The organism is Brachybacterium sacelli (genome assembly GCF_017876545.1).
In the GTDB taxonomy this organism is placed as follows: Bacteria; Actinomycetota; Actinomycetes; order Actinomycetales; family Dermabacteraceae; genus Brachybacterium; species Brachybacterium sacelli.
The window spans coordinates 441,547-462,273 of the sequence record NZ_JAGIOD010000002.1; the positions used below are offsets into that span (position 1 = coordinate 441,547).

At 62.1% G+C, this 20,727-nt stretch carries 25 protein-coding genes and 1 pseudogene; 13 read left to right on the forward strand and 13 right to left on the reverse strand.

Going from position 1 to position 20,727, the window contains the following annotated elements:
* The first annotated feature begins 5 nt into the window (after nt 1–5).
* Both JOF43_RS16165 and JOF43_RS16170 read left to right on the forward strand, forming a co-directional pair.
* On the forward strand, nt 6–2,618 hold the full coding sequence (locus tag JOF43_RS16165) for a DEAD/DEAH box helicase family protein (protein ID WP_209903939.1): 2,613 nt from the start codon (nt 6–8) through the stop codon (nt 2,616–2,618).
* 51 nt (nt 2,619–2,669) lie between these two features.
* Complete coding sequence (locus JOF43_RS16170; RefSeq protein ID WP_209903941.1) at nt 2,670–2,894, forward strand: restriction endonuclease; 225 nt, start codon at nt 2,670–2,672, stop codon at nt 2,892–2,894.
* Between the two features lie 72 nt (nt 2,895–2,966).
* On the opposite strand, the gene JOF43_RS16175 is transcribed toward JOF43_RS16170, so the two are convergent.
* Complete coding sequence (locus JOF43_RS16175; RefSeq protein ID WP_209903943.1) at nt 2,967–3,392, reverse strand: hypothetical protein; 426 nt, start codon at nt 3,390–3,392, stop codon at nt 2,967–2,969.
* Nucleotides 3,393–3,510: 118 nt separating this feature from the next.
* Between JOF43_RS16175 and JOF43_RS16180 the strand changes: the two genes are divergently transcribed.
* From JOF43_RS16180 to JOF43_RS16195, 4 genes are all read left to right on the forward strand, one after another.
* Entirely contained in the window at nt 3,511–5,067 is a 1,557-nt protein-coding gene (locus JOF43_RS16180) for a recombinase family protein (RefSeq protein ID WP_209903944.1), read from the forward strand.
* Between the two features lie 126 nt (nt 5,068–5,193).
* Nucleotides 5,194–5,733: an antirestriction protein ArdA gene (locus tag JOF43_RS16185; protein WP_209903946.1), complete on the forward strand. Its 540-nt coding sequence runs from the start codon at nt 5,194–5,196 to the stop codon at nt 5,731–5,733.
* Nucleotides 5,733–5,915 carry a hypothetical protein gene (locus tag JOF43_RS16190; protein ID WP_209903948.1) on the forward strand — a complete coding sequence of 61 codons (183 nt, stop codon included), beginning with the start codon at nt 5,733–5,735 and terminating at the stop codon, nt 5,913–5,915. Before JOF43_RS16185 ends, JOF43_RS16190 begins: the two co-directional genes overlap by 1 nt.
* 2 nt (nt 5,916–5,917) lie before the next feature.
* Entirely contained in the window at nt 5,918–6,157 is a 240-nt protein-coding gene (locus JOF43_RS16195; RefSeq protein ID WP_209903950.1) for a hypothetical protein, read from the forward strand.
* Here the strand turns inward: JOF43_RS16195 and JOF43_RS16200 are convergent.
* Nucleotides 6,145–6,390, reverse strand: coding sequence for a helix-turn-helix domain-containing protein (locus JOF43_RS16200; protein WP_209903952.1), 246 nt, complete (start codon nt 6,388–6,390; stop codon nt 6,145–6,147). The two genes, JOF43_RS16195 and JOF43_RS16200, sit on opposite strands and share 13 nt — an antisense overlap.
* 109 nt (nt 6,391–6,499) lie before the next feature.
* Here JOF43_RS16200 and JOF43_RS16205 point away from each other — a divergent pair, with 109 nt between their 5' ends.
* Nucleotides 6,500–7,453 carry a hypothetical protein gene (locus tag JOF43_RS16205; protein ID WP_209903953.1) on the forward strand — a complete coding sequence of 318 codons (954 nt, stop codon included), beginning with the start codon at nt 6,500–6,502 and terminating at the stop codon, nt 7,451–7,453.
* An 82-nt stretch (nt 7,454–7,535) separates the two neighbouring features.
* Here the strand turns inward: JOF43_RS16205 and JOF43_RS22730 are convergent, their stop codons facing one another.
* The 6 genes from JOF43_RS22730 to JOF43_RS16230 form a co-directional block, all read right to left on the reverse strand.
* Nucleotides 7,536–8,147: a BAR domain-containing protein gene (locus JOF43_RS22730; RefSeq protein WP_245354581.1), complete on the reverse strand. Its 612-nt coding sequence runs from the start codon at nt 8,145–8,147 to the stop codon at nt 7,536–7,538.
* Nucleotides 8,065–9,309 carry a relaxase/mobilization nuclease domain-containing protein gene (locus JOF43_RS22735; protein WP_245354582.1) on the reverse strand — a complete coding sequence of 415 codons (1,245 nt, stop codon included), beginning with the start codon at nt 9,307–9,309 and terminating at the stop codon, nt 8,065–8,067. The genes JOF43_RS22730 and JOF43_RS22735 overlap by 83 nt, the downstream gene beginning before the upstream one ends.
* Entirely contained in the window at nt 9,306–9,887 is a 582-nt protein-coding gene (locus JOF43_RS16215; RefSeq protein ID WP_209903956.1) for a hypothetical protein, read from the reverse strand. Before JOF43_RS16215 ends, JOF43_RS22735 begins: the two co-directional genes overlap by 4 nt.
* Nucleotides 9,888–9,982: 95 nt before the next feature.
* Entirely contained in the window at nt 9,983–10,306 is a 324-nt protein-coding gene (locus JOF43_RS16220; protein ID WP_209903958.1) for a hypothetical protein, read from the reverse strand.
* Nucleotides 10,307–10,322: 16 nt separating this feature from the next.
* Nucleotides 10,323–11,870, reverse strand: a complete 1,548-nt coding sequence (locus tag JOF43_RS16225; protein WP_245354583.1) for an RNA helicase domain-containing protein — start codon at nt 11,868–11,870, stop codon at nt 10,323–10,325.
* A 252-nt stretch (nt 11,871–12,122) separates the two neighbouring features.
* Complete coding sequence (locus JOF43_RS16230) at nt 12,123–12,428, reverse strand: helix-turn-helix domain-containing protein (protein ID WP_209903960.1); 306 nt, start codon at nt 12,426–12,428, stop codon at nt 12,123–12,125.
* Between the two features lie 390 nt (nt 12,429–12,818).
* On the opposite strand from JOF43_RS16230, the gene JOF43_RS16235 reads away from it, so the two are divergent.
* Genes JOF43_RS16235 through JOF43_RS16245 form a run of 3 tightly spaced genes read left to right on the forward strand, consistent with a single transcriptional unit; the run spans nt 12,819 to nt 13,913 of the window.
* Nucleotides 12,819–13,100 (forward strand): type II toxin-antitoxin system RelE/ParE family toxin, encoded by a 282-nt coding sequence (locus JOF43_RS16235; RefSeq protein ID WP_209903962.1) that lies wholly within the window; start codon nt 12,819–12,821, stop codon nt 13,098–13,100.
* Nucleotides 13,075–13,395: a HigA family addiction module antitoxin gene (locus JOF43_RS16240; protein WP_209903964.1), complete on the forward strand. Its 321-nt coding sequence runs from the start codon at nt 13,075–13,077 to the stop codon at nt 13,393–13,395. Before JOF43_RS16235 ends, JOF43_RS16240 begins: the two co-directional genes overlap by 26 nt.
* On the forward strand, nt 13,392–13,913 hold the full coding sequence (locus tag JOF43_RS16245; protein WP_209903966.1) for a P-loop nucleotide/nucleoside kinase family protein: 522 nt from the start codon (nt 13,392–13,394) through the stop codon (nt 13,911–13,913). Before JOF43_RS16240 ends, JOF43_RS16245 begins: the two co-directional genes overlap by 4 nt.
* 118 nt (nt 13,914–14,031) lie before the next feature.
* Here JOF43_RS16245 and JOF43_RS16250 read toward each other — a convergent pair whose 3' ends face one another.
* Together JOF43_RS16250 and JOF43_RS16255 are read right to left on the reverse strand one after the other, a co-directional pair.
* Nucleotides 14,032–14,556: a GNAT family N-acetyltransferase gene (locus JOF43_RS16250; RefSeq protein ID WP_209903967.1), complete on the reverse strand. Its 525-nt coding sequence runs from the start codon at nt 14,554–14,556 to the stop codon at nt 14,032–14,034.
* A 247-nt stretch (nt 14,557–14,803) separates the two neighbouring features.
* On the reverse strand, nt 14,804–15,475 hold the full coding sequence (locus JOF43_RS16255) for a hypothetical protein (RefSeq protein WP_209903969.1): 672 nt from the start codon (nt 15,473–15,475) through the stop codon (nt 14,804–14,806).
* Between the two features lie 76 nt (nt 15,476–15,551).
* Between JOF43_RS16255 and JOF43_RS16260 the strand changes: the two genes are divergently transcribed.
* The 3 genes from JOF43_RS16260 to JOF43_RS16270 all read left to right on the forward strand — a co-directional run bounded on the left by JOF43_RS16260 (nt 15,552) and on the right by JOF43_RS16270 (nt 17,509).
* Complete coding sequence (locus tag JOF43_RS16260; protein ID WP_209903971.1) at nt 15,552–16,184, forward strand: TetR/AcrR family transcriptional regulator; 633 nt, start codon at nt 15,552–15,554, stop codon at nt 16,182–16,184.
* Nucleotides 16,185–16,856: 672 nt separating this feature from the next.
* Nucleotides 16,857–17,198 carry a type II toxin-antitoxin system RelE/ParE family toxin gene (locus tag JOF43_RS16265; protein WP_209903973.1) on the forward strand — a complete coding sequence of 114 codons (342 nt, stop codon included), beginning with the start codon at nt 16,857–16,859 and terminating at the stop codon, nt 17,196–17,198.
* A 5-nt stretch (nt 17,199–17,203) separates the two neighbouring features.
* A complete protein-coding gene (locus JOF43_RS16270) occupies nt 17,204–17,509 on the forward strand; it encodes a helix-turn-helix domain-containing protein (RefSeq protein WP_209903974.1) in 306 nt (101 codons plus the stop codon).
* 353 nt (nt 17,510–17,862) lie between these two features.
* Here JOF43_RS16270 and JOF43_RS22740 read toward each other — a convergent pair whose 3' ends face one another.
* The 3 genes and pseudogenes from JOF43_RS22740 to JOF43_RS16285 form a co-directional block, all read right to left on the reverse strand.
* On the reverse strand, nt 17,863–18,231 hold the full coding sequence (locus JOF43_RS22740) for a transposase (protein WP_342592214.1): 369 nt from the start codon (nt 18,229–18,231) through the stop codon (nt 17,863–17,865).
* A pseudogene (locus JOF43_RS16280) lies at nt 18,228–19,599 on the reverse strand (IS1380 family transposase). The gene JOF43_RS22740 and the pseudogene JOF43_RS16280 overlap by 4 nt, the downstream one beginning before the upstream one ends.
* Nucleotides 19,600–19,993: 394 nt before the next feature.
* Entirely contained in the window at nt 19,994–20,683 is a 690-nt protein-coding gene (locus JOF43_RS16285) for a TetR/AcrR family transcriptional regulator (protein WP_096160935.1), read from the reverse strand.
* Between the last annotated feature and the right edge of the window lie 44 nt (nt 20,684–20,727).

The following is a 20,727-nucleotide window of genomic DNA, read 5'->3' on the forward strand; positions in this document are numbered from 1 at the left end:
AGGACATGTTCCTGTTCCAGCAGCTTGACCTGTTTTATGACTTTGGCACGCAACACGAGCTGCCGGCTCATATTGCGCAGAATCTCGCCCCGCACATCGAGCTGCGTGAATACCAGGAGCACGCGTTCTCGAACATGCTCGAATATCTGAGCAATGAGAATTTCTCGAAGAACCGCCAGACGCATTTGCTGTATCACATGGCGACTGGTTCAGGTAAGACCGTGATGATGGCAAGCCTCATCCTGCACTACTACTCGCTCGGCTACCGAAACTTCCTGTTCTTCGTGAACCAGACGAACATCATTGAGAAGACCAAAGTTAACTTTCTGGATACAGCCTCAGGTAAGTATCTGTTCGCCGAGTCAATCGAGATCGATGGCATGCGGGTTCCCATCAACGAGGTCGGCAACTTTGCTGCCGCCGACCCGAACGCAATCAACCTCTGCTTCTCGACGACACAAAAGCTGCACATTGATTTCCTCGCCCCGAAGGAAAACTCCCTCACAAGCGATGACTTCGAGGATGCCCCAGTGGTGATGATTTCTGACGAGTCACACCACGTGAATACACGAACCAAGAGGGCAACGAAGGCTGAGGACGAGGAAGACCGCTCCTGGGAATACACGGTCAGCTCAGCCTTCCTGGGCAACCGGGATAATGTGCTACTGGAGTTCACGGCGACTGTCGATCTACGCGACCGCAACATCCTACAGAAGTACAAAGATAAGATCGTCTTCGACTACCCGCTGGCACGCTTCCGTGAGTCAGGGTTCACGAAGGACTTCCAAAACTTCCAGTCCGCCCTTGACCCGTGGGGAAGGACTCTTCAAGCACTGGTCTTGTCGGAGTATCGCCGCGCATCATTCGCTGACGGCGGCGTCTACTCGAAGCCCGTTGTGCTGTTGAAGTCGCAGCGGATCGACGATTCGGAAGCGTTTTACGACGAGTTCTTCCAGCGACTCCACCGGCTCACTGAGAACGAAATCTTGGACATGGCCACCGACGGTCTGATGAAACAAGCAATCGGCTACTTCCAGGAGAAGGACCCGAGCCTGCGCTCCCTGCGATCGAGCATCCAGCAGGGGTTCGCCGAAGAGAACGCCATCATCATGAACGGCTCGACCGACAACTCGACTGACAAGCAGCTGGCGGTGAACTCGCTCGAAGATCACTCCAACCCGTATCGGATTATCTTCACGGTGGACATGCTCAACGAAGGCTGGGACGTCCTCAACCTCTACGACATCGTCCGCCTCTACGAAACACGTCAGGGAGGCAAAGCAGGCAAGCCCGGTGCGTACACGATCAAGGAAGCGCAGCTGATTGGGCGCGGAGCCCGCTACTTCCCGTTCTTGCTCGACAACGAGTCCGTGGACCGCGATCAAGAAGACATGTTCGTCCGCAAGTACGATCACGACCTTGACAGCCCGAGTCGGCTCCTTGAAACCCTGCTCTACCACTCCAAGCAGGACTCGAAGTACATCACCGAGCTGCGCCTCGCACTGCGCGAAACCGGCTTGCTGCCCGATGAAGTCACCGAAGTCACCTACGAACTCAAACCGTCGTTCAAACAGACGGACTTCTACCACAAAGCGATGGTGTTCAGTAACCGCCGCGAGGAAATCTCCCGCCACGAGGTCACTCAGCTGGATAACCGGGTGAAGTCGGCGATCTACCAGCTTGATGTCCGCCACGCGCCCTCACGGCTCGTGAGCCTCTTTGAAACAGACACTGGGCAAACAGAAGCGTCCAAGAGTCCGAAGGTTCATACGATCCGCCGAAAGATCAACGAGATGCCGTTGAATGTGGTCTTGGGATCGTTGGCGTGTTACGACGCACTGCGCTTCGAGGCGCTCAAGCACTATTTCCCTCACCTGGAATCGACCCGCAGGTTCGTTACATGTAGCGACTATCTTGGTGAAACTGAGATCACCTTCGAAAGCGACACCGAAGACCTCACTGCGGCCGACCTGCGGGCAGGCTTGGACAAGGTGTTCCGAGCCGTCGCCAGCTACCTGGCAGGCATCAAGGCCACCTACAGAGGTACGCACCAGTTCGAAGCCACACGGTTGAATGAGGTGCTCCGGAACAAGCGCCTACAGATCGCGAACCCGGTCGAAGGCGGGATCGGCACCAGCCAAACCAACGATCCCGAGTCCAGCCGCCGCATCGACCTCGAAAACGCAGACTGGTACGTCTACAACGACAACTACGGCACCAGCGAAGAGAAGTCCTTCGTCAAGTACTTCTCGACCGTCGTCGACGACCTCAAGAAGCAGTATGACGAGGTCTTCCTCGTGCGCAACGAACGGCTGGCGCCGTTGGCCATCTACTCGTTCGCAACCGGAGAGAGATTCGAGCCTGACTACCTACTCTTCCTGCGAGAAGGGGGGCAGCCCTATAAGCAGGAACAGATCTACGTGGAACCGAAGGGAACGCACCTACTCGAAACCGACAAGTGGAAGGAAGAGTTCCTCCTCGCGCTCAGGGAGAACGCGGTCCCTCACACAAATTATGTGGACAATACGGAGTATCGGATAATTGGGCTTCCGTTCTATAACTCGGACATTCGTATGGGTGACTTTCGAATGGCTTTGGAAGCGGCAGTCGAGAACTAGCCTTAATGTAGCAATGCGCGGAGTTGAGGGAGGGCCACGAGCCCAGACTTCATGTACCTGCTTAAGCGCGACGATGGCGGGCTCCCGCGTAACCACATCATCGAAACCAAGGACGTCAAGAAGCGCTCCGACCTGCGAGAGAGCGAGAAACTCAAAACGACGGCAGAACGACGGTGCTTCAGGTCGATGAGCTCGGAGGGTATTGAAGTGACGTTCCGTGAGCAGGTTCAGCGGGATGACATCGCGGCGTTGATCAAGCGGGTCTTGGCAGGCTGATCGGTCGGCCTGGGAATGTTCGCGCGTAAAGCGAAGGTTGTCTCACGTGGCTTCTCAAGCCGTGGACCCTGTCTAGACAGTTGGGGCACTCGTGGCTTGGTCGGGGGTCCAGCTCGAGTTCGAGTTTTCTGCCGCGATCTCTTTCGCTCGGTGGTAGAGGGCGCTCGCGTATGTGTCGACCGTTGCCGTCCATGCATGCTGGATGATATCTCGGACATCCGTAGTCTCGCCGCCCTCCGGCGACGTAAACGTCAAGACACGCTTGAAATCATTGTCGGCGTCGATGTTCGTATCGATGTTAGGCAGCCGGCCATCGAGTTGAAGAGCGTTGAGTAGTTTTTTGAATTCGGAGTCAATCCACATTTCCCACAGTGACGCTGACTCTGTGAACCGGGCGCGGTCGGTCTCGACGAATTCTTGAACGAGCCTCTTAAGCTCGGGGTGGAGTCGGCTTGCGTGCTCGGCAAGGTCGGGGAAGCTGAGCGTCAGCTGCGGCATGGTTGTCTCCTGGGGCATCTTGTGCGTTTGGTCGGCTAATGCAACTCTACCATTATGCAGAGTGATGGGGACAGTATCAGTTGCGTACGGAGCTTACGGCATGAGGTAGTCTGGGTACATGAACGAGCGTTCCAGTGCACTACGCAAGGCAGCCATCTACCTCCGCATCTCGCAGGACCGCGAGATGGACGGTCTCGCCATCGACCGCCAGCGCGAGGACTGCGAGAATCTCGCCCGGTTCCGGCGCTGGGAGGTCGTCGAGACCTACGTGGACCAGTCGAAGAGCGCCACCGACCGGACCGCGATCCGCCCGGACTATGACCGCATGGTCGCCGACTACCAGCTCGGGCGCTTTGACGCCATCATCTGCTACGACCTCGACAGGCTCACCCGACAGCCCCGGCAGCTGGAGGACTGGATCGACGCCGCCGAGCTGCGAGGTCTCGCCCTCGTCACAGCCAACGGCGACGCGGACCTCTCCACCGACGGCGGTCGCATGTACGCACGCATCAAAGCCGCAGTGGCGCGCGCCGAGATGGAGCGCAAGAGCGCCCGTCAGTCCGCGGCACAGCGGCAGCGCGCCATGCAGGGGCGTGCCCCGAAGGGCATGCGCCCTCTCGGCTATGCCGTCGACGGCGAGGTGATCCACGACGAAGCCGAGGCCGTGAAGGCGATCTACGACCTGTTCACCAGGATCGAACGTCCAGAGTCTCTGCGCTCGCTTGCCCGGGCGCTAAGTGGCACTGAGAAGATCGAAGGGCTCTCTCCTATTCCCAAGCACACGCACACGGTGAGCGTCGAGCGCGCCGCCGCCCGCGAGAACCAGGGCCTCCACCCTCGACCGATCGTCGAAGACGGTCCGTGGTCCCCTTCGACCGTGCTCGGCATCCTGCGCAACCCGCGTTATGCGGCGCTGAGCACTTACACGCCGAAGTTCGCCCAGGCCGACGGGAAGCGTCGCCGGATGTGGAAGGCGCAGATCCTCCGCGATGACGCTGGAGAGCCGATCCGGGGCCAGTGGGAGCCTATCGTCGATGATGAAACCTGGTGGAAGGTCCAGGAGATTCTCGACGACAAGAAGCGCGTGACCAACACCAGCGGTGCAACCAAACGCAAGCGCCTCGGGAGTGGACTGTACCGCTGTGGCGTTGTCGTCTCTGTGGCTGGAGAAGTCTGCGGCAAGAAAGTCACAGGCGCGCCACGCGGGTACACGTGCCCAGGACACTTGGTCCGCTCTGGTCCTGCCATAGACGAGTACGTCACGGAGGCAATCAGCGCCCGTCTCGCCAAGGATGACGCGGCGAAGAAGATCCTCAAGCCCAAGGACAGCTCACAGACCGAGGCCCTCGACGCTGCGATCAGCGACCAGCGAGCCAGGATCAGTCGGGCGCAGCACGACTACGACGAGGAGATCATCGAGGGGCGCGACCTCAAGCGCGTGCGCGACGCCGCCGAGGAGCGCATACAGGAGCTGGAGGCCCAAAAGGCACTTCGGGGACGGGCCGGTGTGCTGCGACCAATCCTCGGCACCGATGACCCGCCGGGAGCGTTCAGAGACGCATCGCTTGAGATCCGACGTCAAGTCATCGACGCGCTGGTTGCTGTCACGGTGTTCCCGCAGCCGAGAGGACGCAAAGGGTTCGATCCTGCATCGGTCGAGATCGTGTCGAAGTAGGCCGCGGTCCGCGAAGCGGACCCGGGAGGTCTCCCGAGAGCGGCTGACGCGGCGTAAGCGCGTCATTTCACTAGAGCCTGACTGCCCAGTCGCGCCACCGCTCTCCTCAACACAGAGGAGACCGCCATGACAGCGACCATCAATACCACACCCCGGGTTTGGATCGGATGCCTCCAGTGCTACAACGAAGGCAATCTCGTTGGTGACTGGTACAGCGCATCTGAAGCAGACAAGATCACGACCTCGAAAGTGCACGAACGCGTGATCAACCCCGGCACCCATGAAGAACTCTGGTGCCTCGATCACGAGAACCTGCCAATTACAGGGGAGTGCTCACCCTATGAGGCCGCGGAGCTGGCCCGTGCCATCGAGCAAGTTCCTGAAGGCGAGCTCCCAGCTCTTAATGCCTGGGTGCTATCGGGTGACTACATCGAAGATGGGGACGGGTTGCCGAGCATCAGCGACTTTGAAGAGCGTTACTGCGGAGAATGGTCATCATTCCGCGAGTATGCCGAGCAGCTTGCTGAAGACACAGGATTGCTCACCAACGTGCCCGAGGCAGTGGGCCGCTATTTCCACTGGGAGGCATGGTCACGCGACCTCGCGTTCGACTACGTGGTGTTGGACGCAAGCCCGCACTGCGTCCACGTCTTCAGGAATCTGTGATGGCGGGCAACGATCTGAAGCTCTGCCTGTGTTTCGATTGCTCGCCACCTGCGTTCGCCGACCGCGCCTATGTCTTCGTGCCTGACCGAGGTCTCTGGCGCGTCCACACCTGCCACATCCACGGCCCTGTTTCGGTGGCAGAGGTCGCCGTCAAGTCGGACGGTACCTGCGAGGAGGAGTAAAGATGTCCGCTGAAAGCAATGCCCGCGTCCACATCCATGCATTCCGGTGGTGGGTGGGCAATCCGGAGATGACACGTGCCGAAGCTGAATTGCGGGACCTCGCCGCTCTGCGTGACGCCGTTGCATACGAGATCGGAATTCACGCGCACGAGGTCGCCACCTACGAAGGCATCTCCTGGGCAACTGTCGCTGATGCGCTCAGCATCAGCCCCGCCGCTGCCCGCCGCCGCTATGAGCGTTGAGGCGTGTTCGGGTCGTCAACACCGGCCGTTAGCATTGCCAGGTTGTCCACGCGGAGGGCCTCGGCAAGAGCGTCGATCGAGTCGAGCGTTAAGTTGCGTTCGCCTCGCTCGATGCCTGCCAGATAGCGCGGTGTCACATCGAGGTATTCGGCCAGCTTCTCTTGGGTGAGCCCTCTCGACACGCGCAGGGCGCGGAGGTTCCGGCCCAGGCGGTGTTTGAGGGATTCCTTCACCCTTCAAGCCTCAAAGAAGGAAGCGAAGAGTACCAGGTACTCATCACTTCCACTAGGATCAGTAGCGAGACCAGGACATGTACACAGAGAGGAACGCGCTTACCCGCGCATGCGAATGATGATGAGAACACTGCACCGACCAGCGGCGACGATCGCCGCAGCGATCCTCGGCCTCTCCCTTGTGGGATGCGCCTCCGACCCGGCGGAGACCCCGGACGACGAGACCGGCGGTGACTCAACTGCCAGCGTCTACGAGTTCCAGACCAACGGTGTTGAGCCGTCGAGTGAAGTGACGGTCCGTGTTCCTGACGACCTCCGCGAGGTTATGGGAGCGGACGCCGGCGGCTTGGTCATTGACCAGATCGTCGTGACGGCACATGAACTTGAAGATGCTCAGTACTGCGCCGCCGATCTCTCCATGAACTACCTCGGGAACCAGCCACTAGACATGATTGCGGCAAACGATAATCCTACCGACCGGGAGAGCGCGGTGCAGACCTTCATCAACAGAATTCCGAACAGCGGAGTCGATGACGAAGCATCCGTTATCGAATGGCTTGACAGCGCCATCGAAGCCGACATTGCGAATGGTTACAGCGAGAGTGACATCGCCGATTCTTTTGAAAAATTGTTCGGCACGCCTGCCGATCTGGAGAACGATACATATCTCAGTCCATACCAGGACGGCGACACCGGCCAGGACGTCTTCGACCGCTACGTCGGCAGCGCATCCGACGAGCAGGCTCCGGGAACCACCATCGTTGCGGAGAGCCTCGGACTCGATGACGCCCATCCGCAGACCGACCTCGACGAGTCCGCGCCCGAATCAGGCACCTATGTCAGCGAGGACTACACGACTATCACCGTAGTAGGCGACTGCGCTGCATCCGCGACCGACCCGGACAACGCAATCGCGATCGAGCTTCCCTCCGTTGATGCCGACGGGAAGAGCAGCGCTGCTGCGACGGTGGAGTTTTCGGTGATGACGGACGGCACCATCGGTGTTGCAGGTGAAGTCAAGGGCTACATGCGCGACGCAAACGACAATTGGATCACCAACTGAGGAGTACCAGGACGATATTTCAACCACGACACTGAATGCCCCGGGCGGCTATTGCCCGGGGCATTCGTTTTTCTCGTGTGGCTCACCACCCGCGATAGTTCTCGTAGAGCTTCTTCCCGCACCACCACACGGACAAGCCGAACAGCCCGCATCCAGTGAGGGTGCCGACGGCGATCAGCACTTTGGCCCACCAAGTAGTCGCGGTCGCGAATGAGTCCCACGCCCACGAAAACAGCGGACCAGCACCGATCATCTGAGTGACGCCACCGACGAGACCCCCGAAGATGATGAAGACCGCTGCGAAGGGCAGCAGCGCCAGGCACACTCGGCCCACCGTGGTCCAGGTCATCGCGGTCGAGAGCCGGTCGATACGACGCTCTGCGGCGTCCGCCGCCCGCTCCAACTTCTCTGCCCGGGAGGTCACGTTGTCGAGCTTCTCGGTGCTGATGTTCGCGACGCGGCGCTCGAAGCCCTCGACCACCTGCTCCACGCCGCGCACAGGAGCCTCAACGGCATGAGCGAGCCTCGCGTCGAGCACCTTCACCGCATGCTTGGTCAGTTTGTCGGTGTCGATGGTTACCTGCCCGCGCTTGCGTACGGCTTCGGCAAGGTCAGCCGAAGCCGAGGTCGTCGTCTCCAGCTCCGTGCGGACCGTCTTCAATACCGACAGTGCTTCCAGGTCCGACTTCTTCATCGACGATCCGTTGCGCAGCTTCACGAGTGCGCTCTCGCTGAGCTGCTGAGCGACTGCGGCGAGAGTGCTTTCGATCTCGCTCAGCCTTGTCTTCGTGTCGTCGTCGAGCGATACCGTCGAGGGCTGCTCGGGCTGCTGCGAGGTCGACAGCTGACCCAGGCGCTTCGTCTGCTCCTCGTCCATCAGCTTGATATACGCGTTCTGCTCCGCGACGGCATTCGTCAGCTTCTCGATCTGCTGCCTGTCGGCGTCGTGCTCGGAGGTCAAGGCCTCCAGCATCCGAGTAACGCGATGCAGCTCGTCCTCCTGTCCCATCCGTTCCAGTGCTTCCATGCTTCTTTCCTTTCTGTGCGTGGTAGTCGAAGATCTGCTGCGCCCCCTCCGCAGTGAATTCGGTGGTGAGCCCGGAGGCCTTCTTGCGGCCGAGCTTCCCGTTGTCGTCGCGGCGCATCTTGTAGCTCCACCCGTCGCGGTTCGTGACCGCGAGAGCGACGCCGTGCTCGGCGAGCACCTGCTCGAAGGCATCCTGGTTGGCCGAACGAGAGTCGATGAGCGCGGCGAGCACTTTGTCGCCGAGCACCTGCTCGAACCCACCAGGTTTGAACGCCTCCCGGCGCAACTCCCAGTCCGGCTTCGGCTCCTCAGGATCAGGCAGCACCTGCAAACCCTCGTCCCGCATCAGTTCATCGTTGAGCTGGCGCAGACCGTGCTTCCACGCCGTGTACCGCTGAAGACTCCCGCCGGTCAGATCGTCGTGGTTGGTGACGAGGACGTGTGCATGCCCGTGCTTACCAGCCGAGTCGGCGTGGACGACCACCATGAAATCGGCGGAGTGCATCCTCTCCGCGAGTTCAACGGCCACATCCCGGATTCGATCGAGGTCCTCCTGTTTCGTAACGTCGAACTCGTCAGGGCTGAACGCGAGGACGTAGCTCTGAAGCTGGTTCTTCCGGCCATGCGCACCCGCGAGAGCTTGAGCGCGCTCGACGAACGCCAGCGGCGTCGCCGTGTTGTCGCCCGCGACACGGATAGCGAACGACCCCGCCCGAGTCCGAGGTTCTCCGGAGAGCAGCTTCACGCGTCCCTTGTACCCATGGCCGTACAGCACGTAGGCGGCCGATCCTGCAGCATCCCGCGACGGGCGAACATTGATGGTGCTCATGACGCCGTCCGATCCCCAAGTGCGGCCCGCACCTCGTCGACAGCATCGCGCAAGGCGACCACGCGGTCAGCGTCGAGCACCGTCGCCTTGCCGGAGTTGATCGCGCGCATGCACTGGTTGAGGTTCGAGCCGACCCGGCGAAGCTCGGTCACCGCACGTCCGAGTTCGGGGGCAATGGTCGGCACCGCCCCCGACGTGAGCGCTGCCCGTTCGATCTTCTCGATGTTCGAGGAGCGGGCGTCGAGGGCGTCGAGGATGACGGCCCGTGCCCACGAGCTCGGCCGCACACCGAGGACACGAGCCCGCCGGAGAACCGCTTCGCGATCCTCCGCGGACAGGCGAACGTCGAGCTTCGCCCGACGGTTCCGACGCGGTGCGTCGGCAGGCCCTGCCGCTTCCGTATCCCCACGACCGGTGTTCACCTGGGAGTCGTGGGGATGCTCCAGCGTCAGTGCCTGGTCTTCCGTCCACCCTTCCGAACGAACTCGACCAGCGTTGCTTCGGGTGTCGAGTTCGTCCTCCAGGGCGTACGGAAGACTGCCAGCAGGGTTCTTGTCCGACATCTCGCTGACGCTCATGTCGCCCAAGAACCGCTGGCCTCCGTCCTCGGTCGCTGCGCTCCCTGCGGGCGGAGGTGCACCGGGACGCTGGCGCAGGTCCCGGATCGGAGTCGTCAACCGTTCCACGGGGTCTCCTCCTCAGGCTCAGGATCGACGGCCTGCTCGCTCGGTCCGTCGACCACACCCTTCGAACGCGATGCCGCCTTCTTTGCACGCTTCGCGCGCTTCGAACGCTGAGTCCTGAGGTGATCAGCCGACAGCTGAGTGAGCCGTTCGTAGAGATCGCTGTGCTCCTCGCGGAGCAGCTCGACGACCCTGGCATCGACACGGCGCTGCTCTGCGGCAGCGGCGTGCTTGAGCTTCGCGATGCGGTCAGCCGCACGGCGACGCTCCTGCGCGATCAGCTCGTCGATGTTGGTTGAGATCTGGTTAGTCATGGTCAGTTCCTTTCAGTTAGTACGGAAGCCGGTCGGCATCCGTAAGGTGGTTCGCAGTTGACGTTGCTTCCCCGGAGCGACCAGCGGGAAGTGCCAACGGCATGTCACGGCTGTGCTCGGCGAGCCCATCCAGCAACTCGTCGACAGCAGAGTCAGCGTCGCGAGTGCCACCGCCTGCCGGGGCATAACTCAGCGACAACCACTCAGTGTTGCCGTAGTAGCCGTTGCGGATGGCACGTCCATAGGTGGCGACCTTCCCAACGGGCTGCACGAGGTAGCGCAGGATGTCGTCTTCCCGATAAACCCGCACCACTGACTGCAAGCGGCGGATGAACTGGTCGAGTGCTTCGTCGACGTTGCCCTTCTGTCGGGCATAGAAGAAGAACTCGACCGGCTCGATGGTCGCAGTGATCACGATGAGCCGGGGAGCGACCTCCCCCTTGTTCTTGTACCGCGCCCGAGCAGGCGATGCATTGTGCGGATCGAGCAGAAGCAGCCAGTCGTTGGCATCCATAGCTGAGGCCCGCAGATCATCAAGTAGCATGATCTCCTCGCCCCGCCAGTCATCGAGCGGGTTCGTCGTCGCGGCACGGTAGACCTGCCACCGCTCCCCGTATTCCTTGGCACACGAGATCGCCTCCTGGATGAATGCGTTCGCGAACCTGGTCTTGCCGACCCCTGCCTCGCCATGGATGAAAACGACCTGGGTCGAAAACTCCCCAGCACGTAACTTCGCCGCCGCGCGGTAAGCACGGCGCTGCCCATAGGCTGACAGGGCGTCGTCGATCTCCCGCTGATGTCGCGAGTAGATATCGAAGTACTCATCGGTGAGCATGATCTGGTCACGCGTGAGTTCGCCCTGGAGCACCATCTCCCGGAATGACTCGAACTCCAGCTTCGCCCGCTTCGCCTTGACGTGAGCGCGGCCCTTCCGCCACGCCAGATACCGCTCGAGGTACCCCTGCTGATAGTCCATGCCCCGTACCGAGGCAACGTGCTCCGGCGGGTACTGGAACTTATCGGAGTACTTCACGTGAGTGAGGTAGGCCAAGCCGTTATCGTGCTGCTGCGTGATTTTCTTACCGCAGGCCTCGACAGCTGCACCGCCGCGCGACTTGTCGAGTTCGACGTACTGCACCTCGACTCCCAGGAGCGCGGCCAGCTTCTCCACTGTTGCCGAAGTCTCACGGCTCTTGAACTTCAATAGCAGATGCAGGTGCAGGTACTTCAACACCTCGACCATCGCAGCGGTCGCATCATCCCAGCCAAGCTGAGTGTCGTCACCGTGCAGGATGCAGTGAGCCTCTTCGACCACGAGACCAAAAGATTCCAGCAGCGCGACCAAGTACTCCGCGATTGCAGTGGCAGCCTCCCGTAGTGCATCGACACGCGTCGGATCATCCTTCGGGAGACCGTTCGCTGCATGTGCCTGCTCCAACAGACCGACGAACACCGGATCGGCCGAGTGCTGCCAGCACTCCGCCTTGATCTGCTGCACCAGCATGACCAAGGTCGGGTTCGCTGCCTTACGCGCCATGACGACTACCCCCGAGACGGTGAACATCGAGGCGCATCGACTCGCCGATGTACCCCCGATGTACCCCAGGCGACGAGAGGTAGCGAATGGCGGAACGAAGCGGCAGGACCAGCGGAAACGCGCCGGTTTCCGGGTGGCGCGGCGAATCTACAAGCCCTTCGCCGCGCCCGTAGATGGCGTGTAACTGCTCAGGTTCCACAACACTCTTCGCAGCATGGATGCGCACTCGATAACGGGGCTCAGGGGGAATGCGTTCTTCAACGGTTGCAGGAGTAGCACTCACTTGGCACCGCCAAGGAGAGCGCGCAGACGCCTGATCTGCTCATCCGACAGCGGGGGAGAGGACGCGACGACCCGCTCGGCGGCGGACTCCATTGGCTCGAAGCTACTCGCAGGCTTCGGCACGGCCAACGCGTCGAGATCGGCCCGCAGAACCTTGACGCGGCCACCGATCTTTACTGCCGGCAGCTTGCCCTGGGTGATGTATCGACGAAGCGTCTGATACGCACCGTATCCGAGCTGTACAGCTTCGGTCAGGTTGACGTAGTGGGACAGGTCGGACTTGGGCGGAGCGGTGTACCCCATGAGAACTCCAGACAGAAGAATCTGTCCGGAGACGGGGGAATAGTTGTCCGGCTACTTTCCCGGTCGCCGTGCGCGATGCTCCACTGGGTCCTTACGGACCTCCGTGCCTTACGGGAGAAGTCACTCCCAGCCGGGTCGTCTGTCTCTCAATCTCGACGTGGTTCCCGGTGCTACCCGGTGCTGACTAGGCGCTGCTCAACACAGCCCACGTGGGGGTGACCCCCCTTCCTCAATCTTGCGTTCGCGATCTCAGAAGTCTTTTCGCGATCCTATCCGCCTTGTCAAGCAAGGTCAAGCCCGAGTGCTCTTTACGTTAGTGCTGTCCGGAACGTGGTGGAGTTTCGGTTTAACGTCTAGCGTTAATGACGGACTCCGTTATACTCTGGTCCCGTGATCAGATCGTTCGGGAGTAGGGACACCGAACGCATCTGGCATGAGCAGTACGTCAAGCGCGTTGATCGGACCGTGCAGCGAGCGACCCTGCGGAAGCTCGAACTGATCCATGCGGCGAAGGACGTCGAGGACCTGCGGATTCCCCCAAGGAACCGCCTGGAACGCCTCGTCGGGGATCGTCGTGGGCAGCACAGCATCCGAGTCAACGCGCAATGGCGTCTCTGCTTCGTCTGGAGAGATGGAGGTGCGGACAATGTCGAACTCGTCGACTACCACTGAGACCGACCTGATCGAGCCGATCCATCCGGGAGAGATCCTGATGGAGGACTTCATCGAGGGCTTCGGGATCACGCAGAACAAGCTGGCCGTGTCGATCGGTGTGCCGCCGCGTCGGATCAACGAGATCGTGCACGGCAAGCGGGGGATCACAGCGGACACGGCGATCCGTCTGGCGCGGTACTTCGGAACGTCCGAGGAGCTCTGGATGAACCTGCAGTCGAACTACGAGCTGCGGCTCGAGCGTCGGACGCTGCGCGACAAGGTCGCTGCGATCACGCCGCTGGCAGTCGCGTGACCGGTCGCCTCGTCGTTGTCTCCGGTCTGCCCGGGGTCGGCAAGACGAGTGTCGCCGTGATCGTCGCTGTGAACACGGGATCGGTCCACCTTTCCATCGACGCAGTCGAGGATTCGATTCTCGCCTGCGGACTGCCGCCAGGGTGGCAAGTCGGCGTCGCGGCGTACGAGACGGTGCGCGCGATGGCGGAGCAAAATCTGCGGCTCGGTCACGATGTCGTCGTCGATGCTGTCAACGACAGCGAAGAGGCTAGGCAAACGTGGCGGACGGCGGCCGCGCGTACGGGCGCATCCATCGAGTTCGTGCACCTCATGATCTCCGATGCGCTGGAGCATCAGCGAAGGCTCAGCGGCAGGGATCGCTGTCTCACCTACGTCGGCGAACCGACCTGGGCGGACGTGCAGCGCCGTCGCGCTGACTACGCCGCGTGGTCCGATGAGGTCTTGGAGTTCGATACGGCAACGTGGGCTGCGGACGAGGTCGCGGACGCGCTCACCGCGCGCCTCAGCACGAGATGAGGCAAGGTCATCGCTGATGGTTCTCCGTGCCGTAACCCTGTGAGAGTTCCGATTCAACGTGTAGAGGGAAGCTTGTTTCGCGTTATTCATGCGTTCGTCATGTCGCGCCTGTCGGGCGCTATCGCAGCCTACGGCTCATGTAGAGCGCTGTGTCGTTGCTGGGGCAATCTCCATACAGCGTTTGATCAAGGCCCACGATGCGGAACCCCATGCTCTCGTAGGCGCGGATCGCCGGTACGTTATCCACCTGTGTCTCAAGCCAGACATGTTGCGCGTCCGCAGATTCGGGCGCGTTGAACAACGTGTTGAGGAGTGCTCGTCCGATGCCCTGCCCACGCATCTGTGAGTCCACGTACATGTGAAGGAGGCAGAGCCGTCGGTTCCAGGATCTGAGGGTACCCGCAGCGAATCCGCAGACCCGATCGTTGTGCGTCGCCAGATATGCACAGTCCCACCCCGGAGGATCTTCCGCCAAGTACTGAGCCAGATCGTGTCGCTTGACGGTGGGGAAGGCCAGCGTCATCTCTTGCCAGGTGAACGAACCGTTGTGGAATTCAACGTCTGCGTACGTCGTGAGTGGCGTTGCTGTATCAAGGTCGATGACCGCTTCACGGTCGGTGCTGTCGTACGTCCTCACCTTCACATTGAAGAGTCTAGCAGACAGTCGGCGGGCCGAACCGGGAGGCACAGGGTCTGGCGTCGTTGGACGAGAACCCATTCGCGGAACAGTGTCCCTCAGGTCGTGATGTTCTCGGTGCACAACCTGTCCGTTGTTCCTGCCGGTGCTGCCGTGAGCTAACCCAGCGTGGATTACAGATGGCTCTAGGTGCTGGAACTCGGTGGAGTTCCGGTTTAACGTCTGATCATTGTGCACGACGAATAGGTTGGAACTATCGGATCATCCGGTAGAAACCGGGAAGAGCGCGCATTCCGCTTCGCTTGAGCGTTCCGCGCACGACGCGGTGGAAGCTCGGGCGGAGCAACTGATTCACCAGGAAAGCCGGAGGGCTGCTTGGCAGGCGCACGTAGTTGACGAGAGGGAACTTCGAGGCGCTATCGCCGCGGAGCGCAGTTGAGTTGTCGACGCCGATCGCCGTTGTGTACCAATCGGTCAGCCCCAGCCAGGCGTCGATCGGGTCGAGGTCGCCGTCCGTGGTGAAGTGGTTCAGTAGGAAGTCCCCCTTGCCGCTGGACTCGGTCTCGCCGATCTTCGCCGCGTTCGAGCCCGCGAGGAGCGTCGTCGTGTCGAAGCCCGTGAGCGTGTCGCTCTCGCGCACGGCGGCCACGTCTGCGGGAGATGTTGTGCGAATGAGAAGTGTCAGATCGTGCCTCGGCATGCCGTGCAGCGGGGGCAAGATGCGTGAACGGAACACGCGGACGTAGGCCACATCCTCTCGGCTCTCGAGCGATCCGGCTGCCGCGACGACCTGTGCGGCGAGCTGGCGGCGGCGACGGTTCCAACGGACGAGCGGCAACTTCGGCGGCGATGAGGAGTTTACGCCGACGAGCAGGAAGCCCGAGGTCTCTGGGGCGACCAAGGGGAGCGGTGTGTTTGATGGCATGATGATCCTTTCTGAACTGAGTGAGTGCCCACTCAGCCTAGCATTGAGTGTGCACTCACTCAGGTACCATGAAGACATGGATGCTCTGCCCCTCATGCGCGAACGAATCCTCGATGCTGCGCTGGCCTGCATGCGCGAGACCGGTGTGCGCGGTGCAACGACAAAGGCCATCGCGCGACATGCCGGGGTCGCTGAGGGCAGTATCTACAATCATTTCGCGAATCGCTCCGAGCTGATCGTCGCCGCGTTCAGACGAGCCACGCAGGGGGTCCGTGAACATGCGGTCGGGCTCCGAGAGCGGGTGGGCGAGGAAACTGTGGAGGCGAATCTCGTTCGACTCATGGATGAGGCGATCGAGTTTCTCGGGGAGATCCTCCCTATCGCCGGCTCCGTCATGGGCGATCCCTCGCTACGCGAATGGTTCAGTGCTCAGGAGTCGACGGGTGACGGCGACGCAGTGACCCCGCTCCTCGGTGTCGTGGAGATCGCACGGTATCTGGAGGCCGAGGCTCAGCGAGGGCGTATCCCCGTGCGGGAGTCGTGGGTTCCGGCCGCGGCAATGCTCAGCGGGGCGTGCCTGCAGTATGCCTATGCGGGCCACCTGTCGCCCTCGGGAATCGGTGGCATGCTGCCGGGCGATGCGAGCTCCCCCCGGGATTATGCTCGCGCCGTCGTAGGATCACTGTTCGAGTTTCCGGCAAGTTCTTGAGTGCGGTCCGCTGCGCGGTCCGGTCGACGCGCTTGACGTACTGCTCATGCCAGATACCGGCTGGCAGCGGCGATCGCGGCTGCGATCCAGCCATAGCGGGATACGCGTTCGCTGCTCACCTTGGATGATGTTGCGGCTAGGGAGTACGCCGAGGTGTTCGTCGCGCATGAGCGTGCCTGGTTGCCGATCACCATGGCTGATGCCCAAATCGTCGCGATTTGTCGCGTTCGCCATGCCACGTGTGCGACTCGGAACATCAAGGACTTCGCTCATAACGGCGTAGAGTTGGTCGATCCCTGGTCAGGGTCGTGAGTGGCCTGTTTGCGGCTCGCTGGCAGGGGCGGGTACGCGAATCAGGCCGTCCGACTACTGGTCGCCGAGCTCGTGGACCGGGGTGTGCAGCAGGTCGCGCACATTCATCCGGTCACCTGGCGTTGCAGCAAGTCGCCGGATCCATCGGATTCTCTGCGACCGATGAGGTGATCGACGGCAAAGGTCGCTGGGCCGATGCTATCGGCTAAGCGCTCCGGCCCCGTGCCTGCCAGAGGTTGCCAAGTACCAGAACTAGGTGGAATTCAGGTTTGCGCTCTAGCCTCTGGAGCTCTCTCACGGGTCAGCCTCCTCCTATTGCCCCGTAGATCCTGTAAGGTCTACACTGGTGACATGTGAAGCGTGGACATCGAGCTGATTGCTGGGTGGCTCGTTTCGCTGGATGACGGTTCGCGTGAGCAGGTGGTCGCCGCGATCGAGTTGTTGGAGGACAGAGGTCCTCGGCTCGGGCGGCCCATCGTTGACACCGTGAGCGCATCCCGGCACAAGAACATGAAAGAACTCAGGCCAGGTTCGTCCGGCCGGTCCGAGCTGCGCGTTCTGTTCGCATTCGATCCAGAGCGATCGGCGATCATGCTGATCGCCGGAGACAAGGCCGGCGACTGGAAACGCTGGTACAAGAAGAACATCCCGTTGGCCGATGACCTGTTCGAGGACCATTTGAGCAGACTGAGGGGAGAATGACTGCAATGGCAAAGACTTTGAAGGGCTTCGTTGCGGAGCACCCTGTCGACCGTGGGCGTGTCGAGGCGCACAAGGAGCGGATGCTGGCTGAGGTTCGCGCCTACCGCCTGCGCGAGCTGCGGGAGCAGGCCGGACTCACGCAAGCGCAACTGGCAGAGCGTATCGGTGTCGGGCAGCGACAGGTTTCGAAGATCGAGCATGGCGACCTCGACAGCGCGAAGGTCGGCACCATCCGCAACTACCTCGAGGCCGTCGGTGGTGAACTCGCTCTCGAGTACGTGATGGGTGACCAGCGCGTACAGGTCGCCTGATTTCAGACGTTACTCGGCTACGGAACGTGGTGGAGTTCAGGTTCAACGTCTAAAAAGCGCCTCTGACCAGGGGTTTTATCTTCTCGACTTCCTGTTGGGCTCGACGGAAGAGTTTCGATCTACCATCAGCTGCTTAGCGTTTATCCCGCTGACCTGCGCTTTTAGTCGGCCCCTTCGGAACCTCCGCAGGGGGCCGACTCTTGTTTCTGCGGTGCGGGAGCGTCTCTGGGACGCAGCCTCGGCTGGCCAGTGCTGTGGCGGGTTCACATCGTTCGGCGCGCGATCTCTCGGGCGGTGCGCTGACTCAAAAATCAGTTTGACTCAAAAGTCGGGTGTCCCAACAGCGCCGCGGTTCACTGGGGCAGGTCTCGTTCTGCCAGAGTGCGAGTGATCTCGTCCCATTGGGAGCTCGCGACCAATTGGCGGTGCCGGCGCAAGGCGGTCTGCCATGACCCGAACTCCGCTGGCAGCTCGCGCCACGTGATGGCGGTGCGGGTCTTGTAGAGAGCCGCGTCGACGATCGTGCGTATGTCAGTGCGTGGACGCCCGCGGCGAGGGCCCTCTTCTGAGCCTGGATGCGCCGGCCGGATTCTGAGTGCGTTTCGCGGGAGGTTCGGGAGGGAATCCACGGGCGGTTCTGGTGAATGGCGTGGGGTAGCTGCCGGTCTGCCCGGCCTTTCCACTGTCGATTCCTTCTCGTCGGGGCAGGGGCTGCAGGTCACGCTGTCATAGGGAGCTTCTCGGTGGCCTCGAACAGTGCTTCCCAGCCTGATTGCCAGGGCCAGTTCCGCGGTAGGTGCAGTCGCCAGGAGCGGGCCCGGTTGGCGATCCGGGCTGGCACCGCGATCAGCTGGGCAAGGATCGTGGCCGTCCGCGCTTTTGCGTGGAGCTTCGAGGCGAGCACGCCGGCGGCGCGGGTGAGGTTGAAGGCGATGGCTGCCAGGACGGTCCAGGCGCTGTTGGCGGTGAAGACCCCGGAGGGCAGGTGTGCCAGCGGCCCGTTCTTGAGGTCGGCGATGATCTGCTCGACGATCGCGTGATCACGGTGGGAGGCCTCCGCGTCCAGCATCGAGAGCGGGAAGTCGGTGAACACCGCGTGGTGACGGTAGGCGGCCAGTAACTCGTCCTGCCCACCACCGGTGGGGTCCAGGCGTTTGACGCGCCGCACGATCAATCGGGCGGTGACGTGCTGGTCCTGTCTGCGGGAGGTGAAGGCGGTGTAGGGAATCTCGGCGACCTCGGCATCAGAGACCCAGCGCTGCTCACGCTCGTCCCAGATCGCCTGTGGGTACTTGATCCCCACCCACGCGTCCTCGGGGATCCGGGAGATCGCCGCGACCACGCCCGGGTTCATCCGGGCCGTGAGCGAGAAATGCGCTCCGCCGCGGCGGGCGGCGGCCACCACGCTCTGTTGGTAGTAGGCGCTGTCGGCCCGCACCGTCACAAGACCGCCGGCCCCGGCACGTCTCGCGGTGGCCAGGGACTCGGAGATCAGCTTGGCGGCCCCGTGAGCGGAAGCGGACGAGCCCTTGCGCAGCCGGATTCCGGTGATCGCCGGCGCCGCCAGCGGGGTCGAGAGCGTGGCGACCTGGGCGTTGAGTCCTTTGACGCCGCTGTAGCCGTAGCCGGCGCCCTGCTTGGCATACCCGTGGGTGGCGCGGATCGTGTCATCGACATCCAGGTAGGCCACCTGTCCGGCGCCGGCCAGCAGGCCCGGCACCCGGCCGGCCAGGCCGGCCAGGAGCCGGGAGGCGACCGCGTCGAGCTGTCGCACGTGCCCGAAGGTGTAGCTGCGGACATGGGTGCCCAGCGTGGTCGGGGCCCGCCGCTCGGTGAAAGCGCGGCCCATCCCGCCATGGCGCAGCAGGTCCATGTCGGAGATGCTGTCCGCCCCAGCGACCATCCCCGCGACCAACGAGGAGACCTTCACCGTCGCGTTCGCCCCGGGGGGTGCCGGCGACGCTCACATGCTCGGCCACCAGGTCGCTCAGCCCGGCGGACTCGGCCAGGGCCATCACCGGGACCGGGCCCGCCCTCGCGATCAGATTGCCGTCATCGAACTCGGCGGAGAAGTCATGGGATACTCGCACTACCGGTGCTCCTGTTGCTCGGCGATCTGGAACCCTTATCAAGTCCCATTATCGCAGGCCACAGGAGCATTCGGCTGTCACGACCCACCCACCCCGCCGGCGGATCCAGGATGAGTACTAGAGGTTGGTATGTGCGGGAACGTGGTGGAGTTCCGCTTTTCAAACTAACGTCTGGTGAGGTCTGACGGGCAACGGCTGCACATCGCCACACTCCACGTCCCCGTCGATCGGGACGTCGAGCCGTCCGAGCGCATCTACGACGGCCTAGTGTTGAGTTAGGCACTCTGTACGCGCGGCGCGAATCCTGCCCGCTGGCACGGCGTTGGTTTGATCGAAGAAGGTCTCTTGTCTACCTCCTGAACCGCTGTGCCTCTCCGAAGCTCGTGGCACTCGCCTACTGCAGCTTCTCAACCCTGCTCAACCGGCCGAGCCATTCGATGAGGAGCTGGGTCTCCGCCCTGCCGAGGACATCTGGTTGTGCTGCAGCGAGCTCGATGGCAGTGGTGAGCGAGTCGTTGGCTCGTGTTCCCTTGCCGGTGATCGCCGAGATAGCGCCTTCACGGACAGTTTGAGACAGGGCAGGATCCGGCGCTGCCAGGATGATCTGGCGCAGGGTGACGCCGATGTTGGTCACTAGGATGTGCGCGGCAGCCTGCTCAGAGGGCACCAGAAGCCTGCCCTGTTCGGCGGCCCGCGCCGTGAGCGCGCGCAGGATCTCGCTGGGACGGGACTGCGCCTCGGGGGAGTGCCCAGGGCGGACCTTCCCGTACATCAGAGTGTAGAACCCGGGGTTGGCCAGACCGAAGGCGACGTGGGCATCCCAGCCGGCACGGATGTCCTGGATGGGATCGCCCGAGGACTCCATCGACGACTTCTCGTTCAGGTAGAGGTCGAACCCGTGCTCGATGACAGCGTCGATCAGCCCTTGCTTGGAGCCGAAGAAGTGGTAGAGCGTCGGCATCTTCACCCCGACTGCGTCGCACACCGCGCGCAGGGAGAACTCCTCGCCGGGGGCGGCGGCGATGAGGTCGGCGGCTGCCGCTATCAGTCGCTCCCGTGTATCGCTTGTCGGTGCTCCTGTCATAGTGCTACGTTAGCGTATGTAGCAGAGTAATACTGTTGCATACC

Bases quoted from the DNA above. Each gene is read 5' to 3' on its own strand.
- JOF43_RS16215 (WP_209903956.1), bottom strand. From the start codon at position 9,887: ATGAGCGTCAGCGAGATGTCGGACAAGAACCCTGCTGGCAGTCTTCCG.
- JOF43_RS16240 (WP_209903964.1), top strand. From the start codon at position 13,075: ATGTCGAACTCGTCGACTACCACTGAGACCGACCTGATCGAGCCGATC.
- JOF43_RS16270 (WP_209903974.1), top strand. From the start codon at position 17,204: ATGGCAAAGACTTTGAAGGGCTTCGTTGCGGAGCACCCTGTCGACCGT.
- JOF43_RS16230 (WP_209903960.1), bottom strand. From the start codon at position 12,428: ATGGGGTACACCGCTCCGCCCAAGTCCGACCTGTCCCACTACGTCAAC.
- JOF43_RS16205 (WP_209903953.1), top strand. From the start codon at position 6,500: ATGCGAATGATGATGAGAACACTGCACCGACCAGCGGCGACGATCGCC.
- JOF43_RS16225 (WP_245354583.1), bottom strand. From the start codon at position 11,870: ATGTTCACCGTCTCGGGGGTAGTCGTCATGGCGCGTAAGGCAGCGAAC.
- JOF43_RS16175 (WP_209903943.1), bottom strand. From the start codon at position 3,392: ATGCCGCAGCTGACGCTCAGCTTCCCCGACCTTGCCGAGCACGCAAGC.
- JOF43_RS16220 (WP_209903958.1), bottom strand. From the start codon at position 10,306: ATGACTAACCAGATCTCAACCAACATCGACGAGCTGATCGCGCAGGAG.
- JOF43_RS16165 (WP_209903939.1), top strand. From the start codon at position 6: ATGTTCCTGTTCCAGCAGCTTGACCTGTTTTATGACTTTGGCACGCAA.
- JOF43_RS22730 (WP_245354581.1), bottom strand. From the start codon at position 8,147: ATGAAGAAGTCGGACCTGGAAGCACTGTCGGTATTGAAGACGGTCCGC.
- JOF43_RS16170 (WP_209903941.1), top strand. From the start codon at position 2,670: ATGTACCTGCTTAAGCGCGACGATGGCGGGCTCCCGCGTAACCACATC.
- JOF43_RS16190 (WP_209903948.1), top strand. From the start codon at position 5,733: ATGGCGGGCAACGATCTGAAGCTCTGCCTGTGTTTCGATTGCTCGCCA.
- JOF43_RS16285 (WP_096160935.1), bottom strand. From the start codon at position 20,683: ATGACAGGAGCACCGACAAGCGATACACGGGAGCGACTGATAGCGGCA.
- JOF43_RS16180 (WP_209903944.1), top strand. From the start codon at position 3,511: ATGAACGAGCGTTCCAGTGCACTACGCAAGGCAGCCATCTACCTCCGC.
- JOF43_RS22735 (WP_245354582.1), bottom strand. From the start codon at position 9,309: ATGAGCACCATCAATGTTCGCCCGTCGCGGGATGCTGCAGGATCGGCC.
- JOF43_RS16255 (WP_209903969.1), bottom strand. From the start codon at position 15,475: ATGCCATCAAACACACCGCTCCCCTTGGTCGCCCCAGAGACCTCGGGC.
- JOF43_RS16195 (WP_209903950.1), top strand. From the start codon at position 5,918: ATGTCCGCTGAAAGCAATGCCCGCGTCCACATCCATGCATTCCGGTGG.
- JOF43_RS16260 (WP_209903971.1), top strand. From the start codon at position 15,552: ATGGATGCTCTGCCCCTCATGCGCGAACGAATCCTCGATGCTGCGCTG.
- JOF43_RS16185 (WP_209903946.1), top strand. From the start codon at position 5,194: ATGACAGCGACCATCAATACCACACCCCGGGTTTGGATCGGATGCCTC.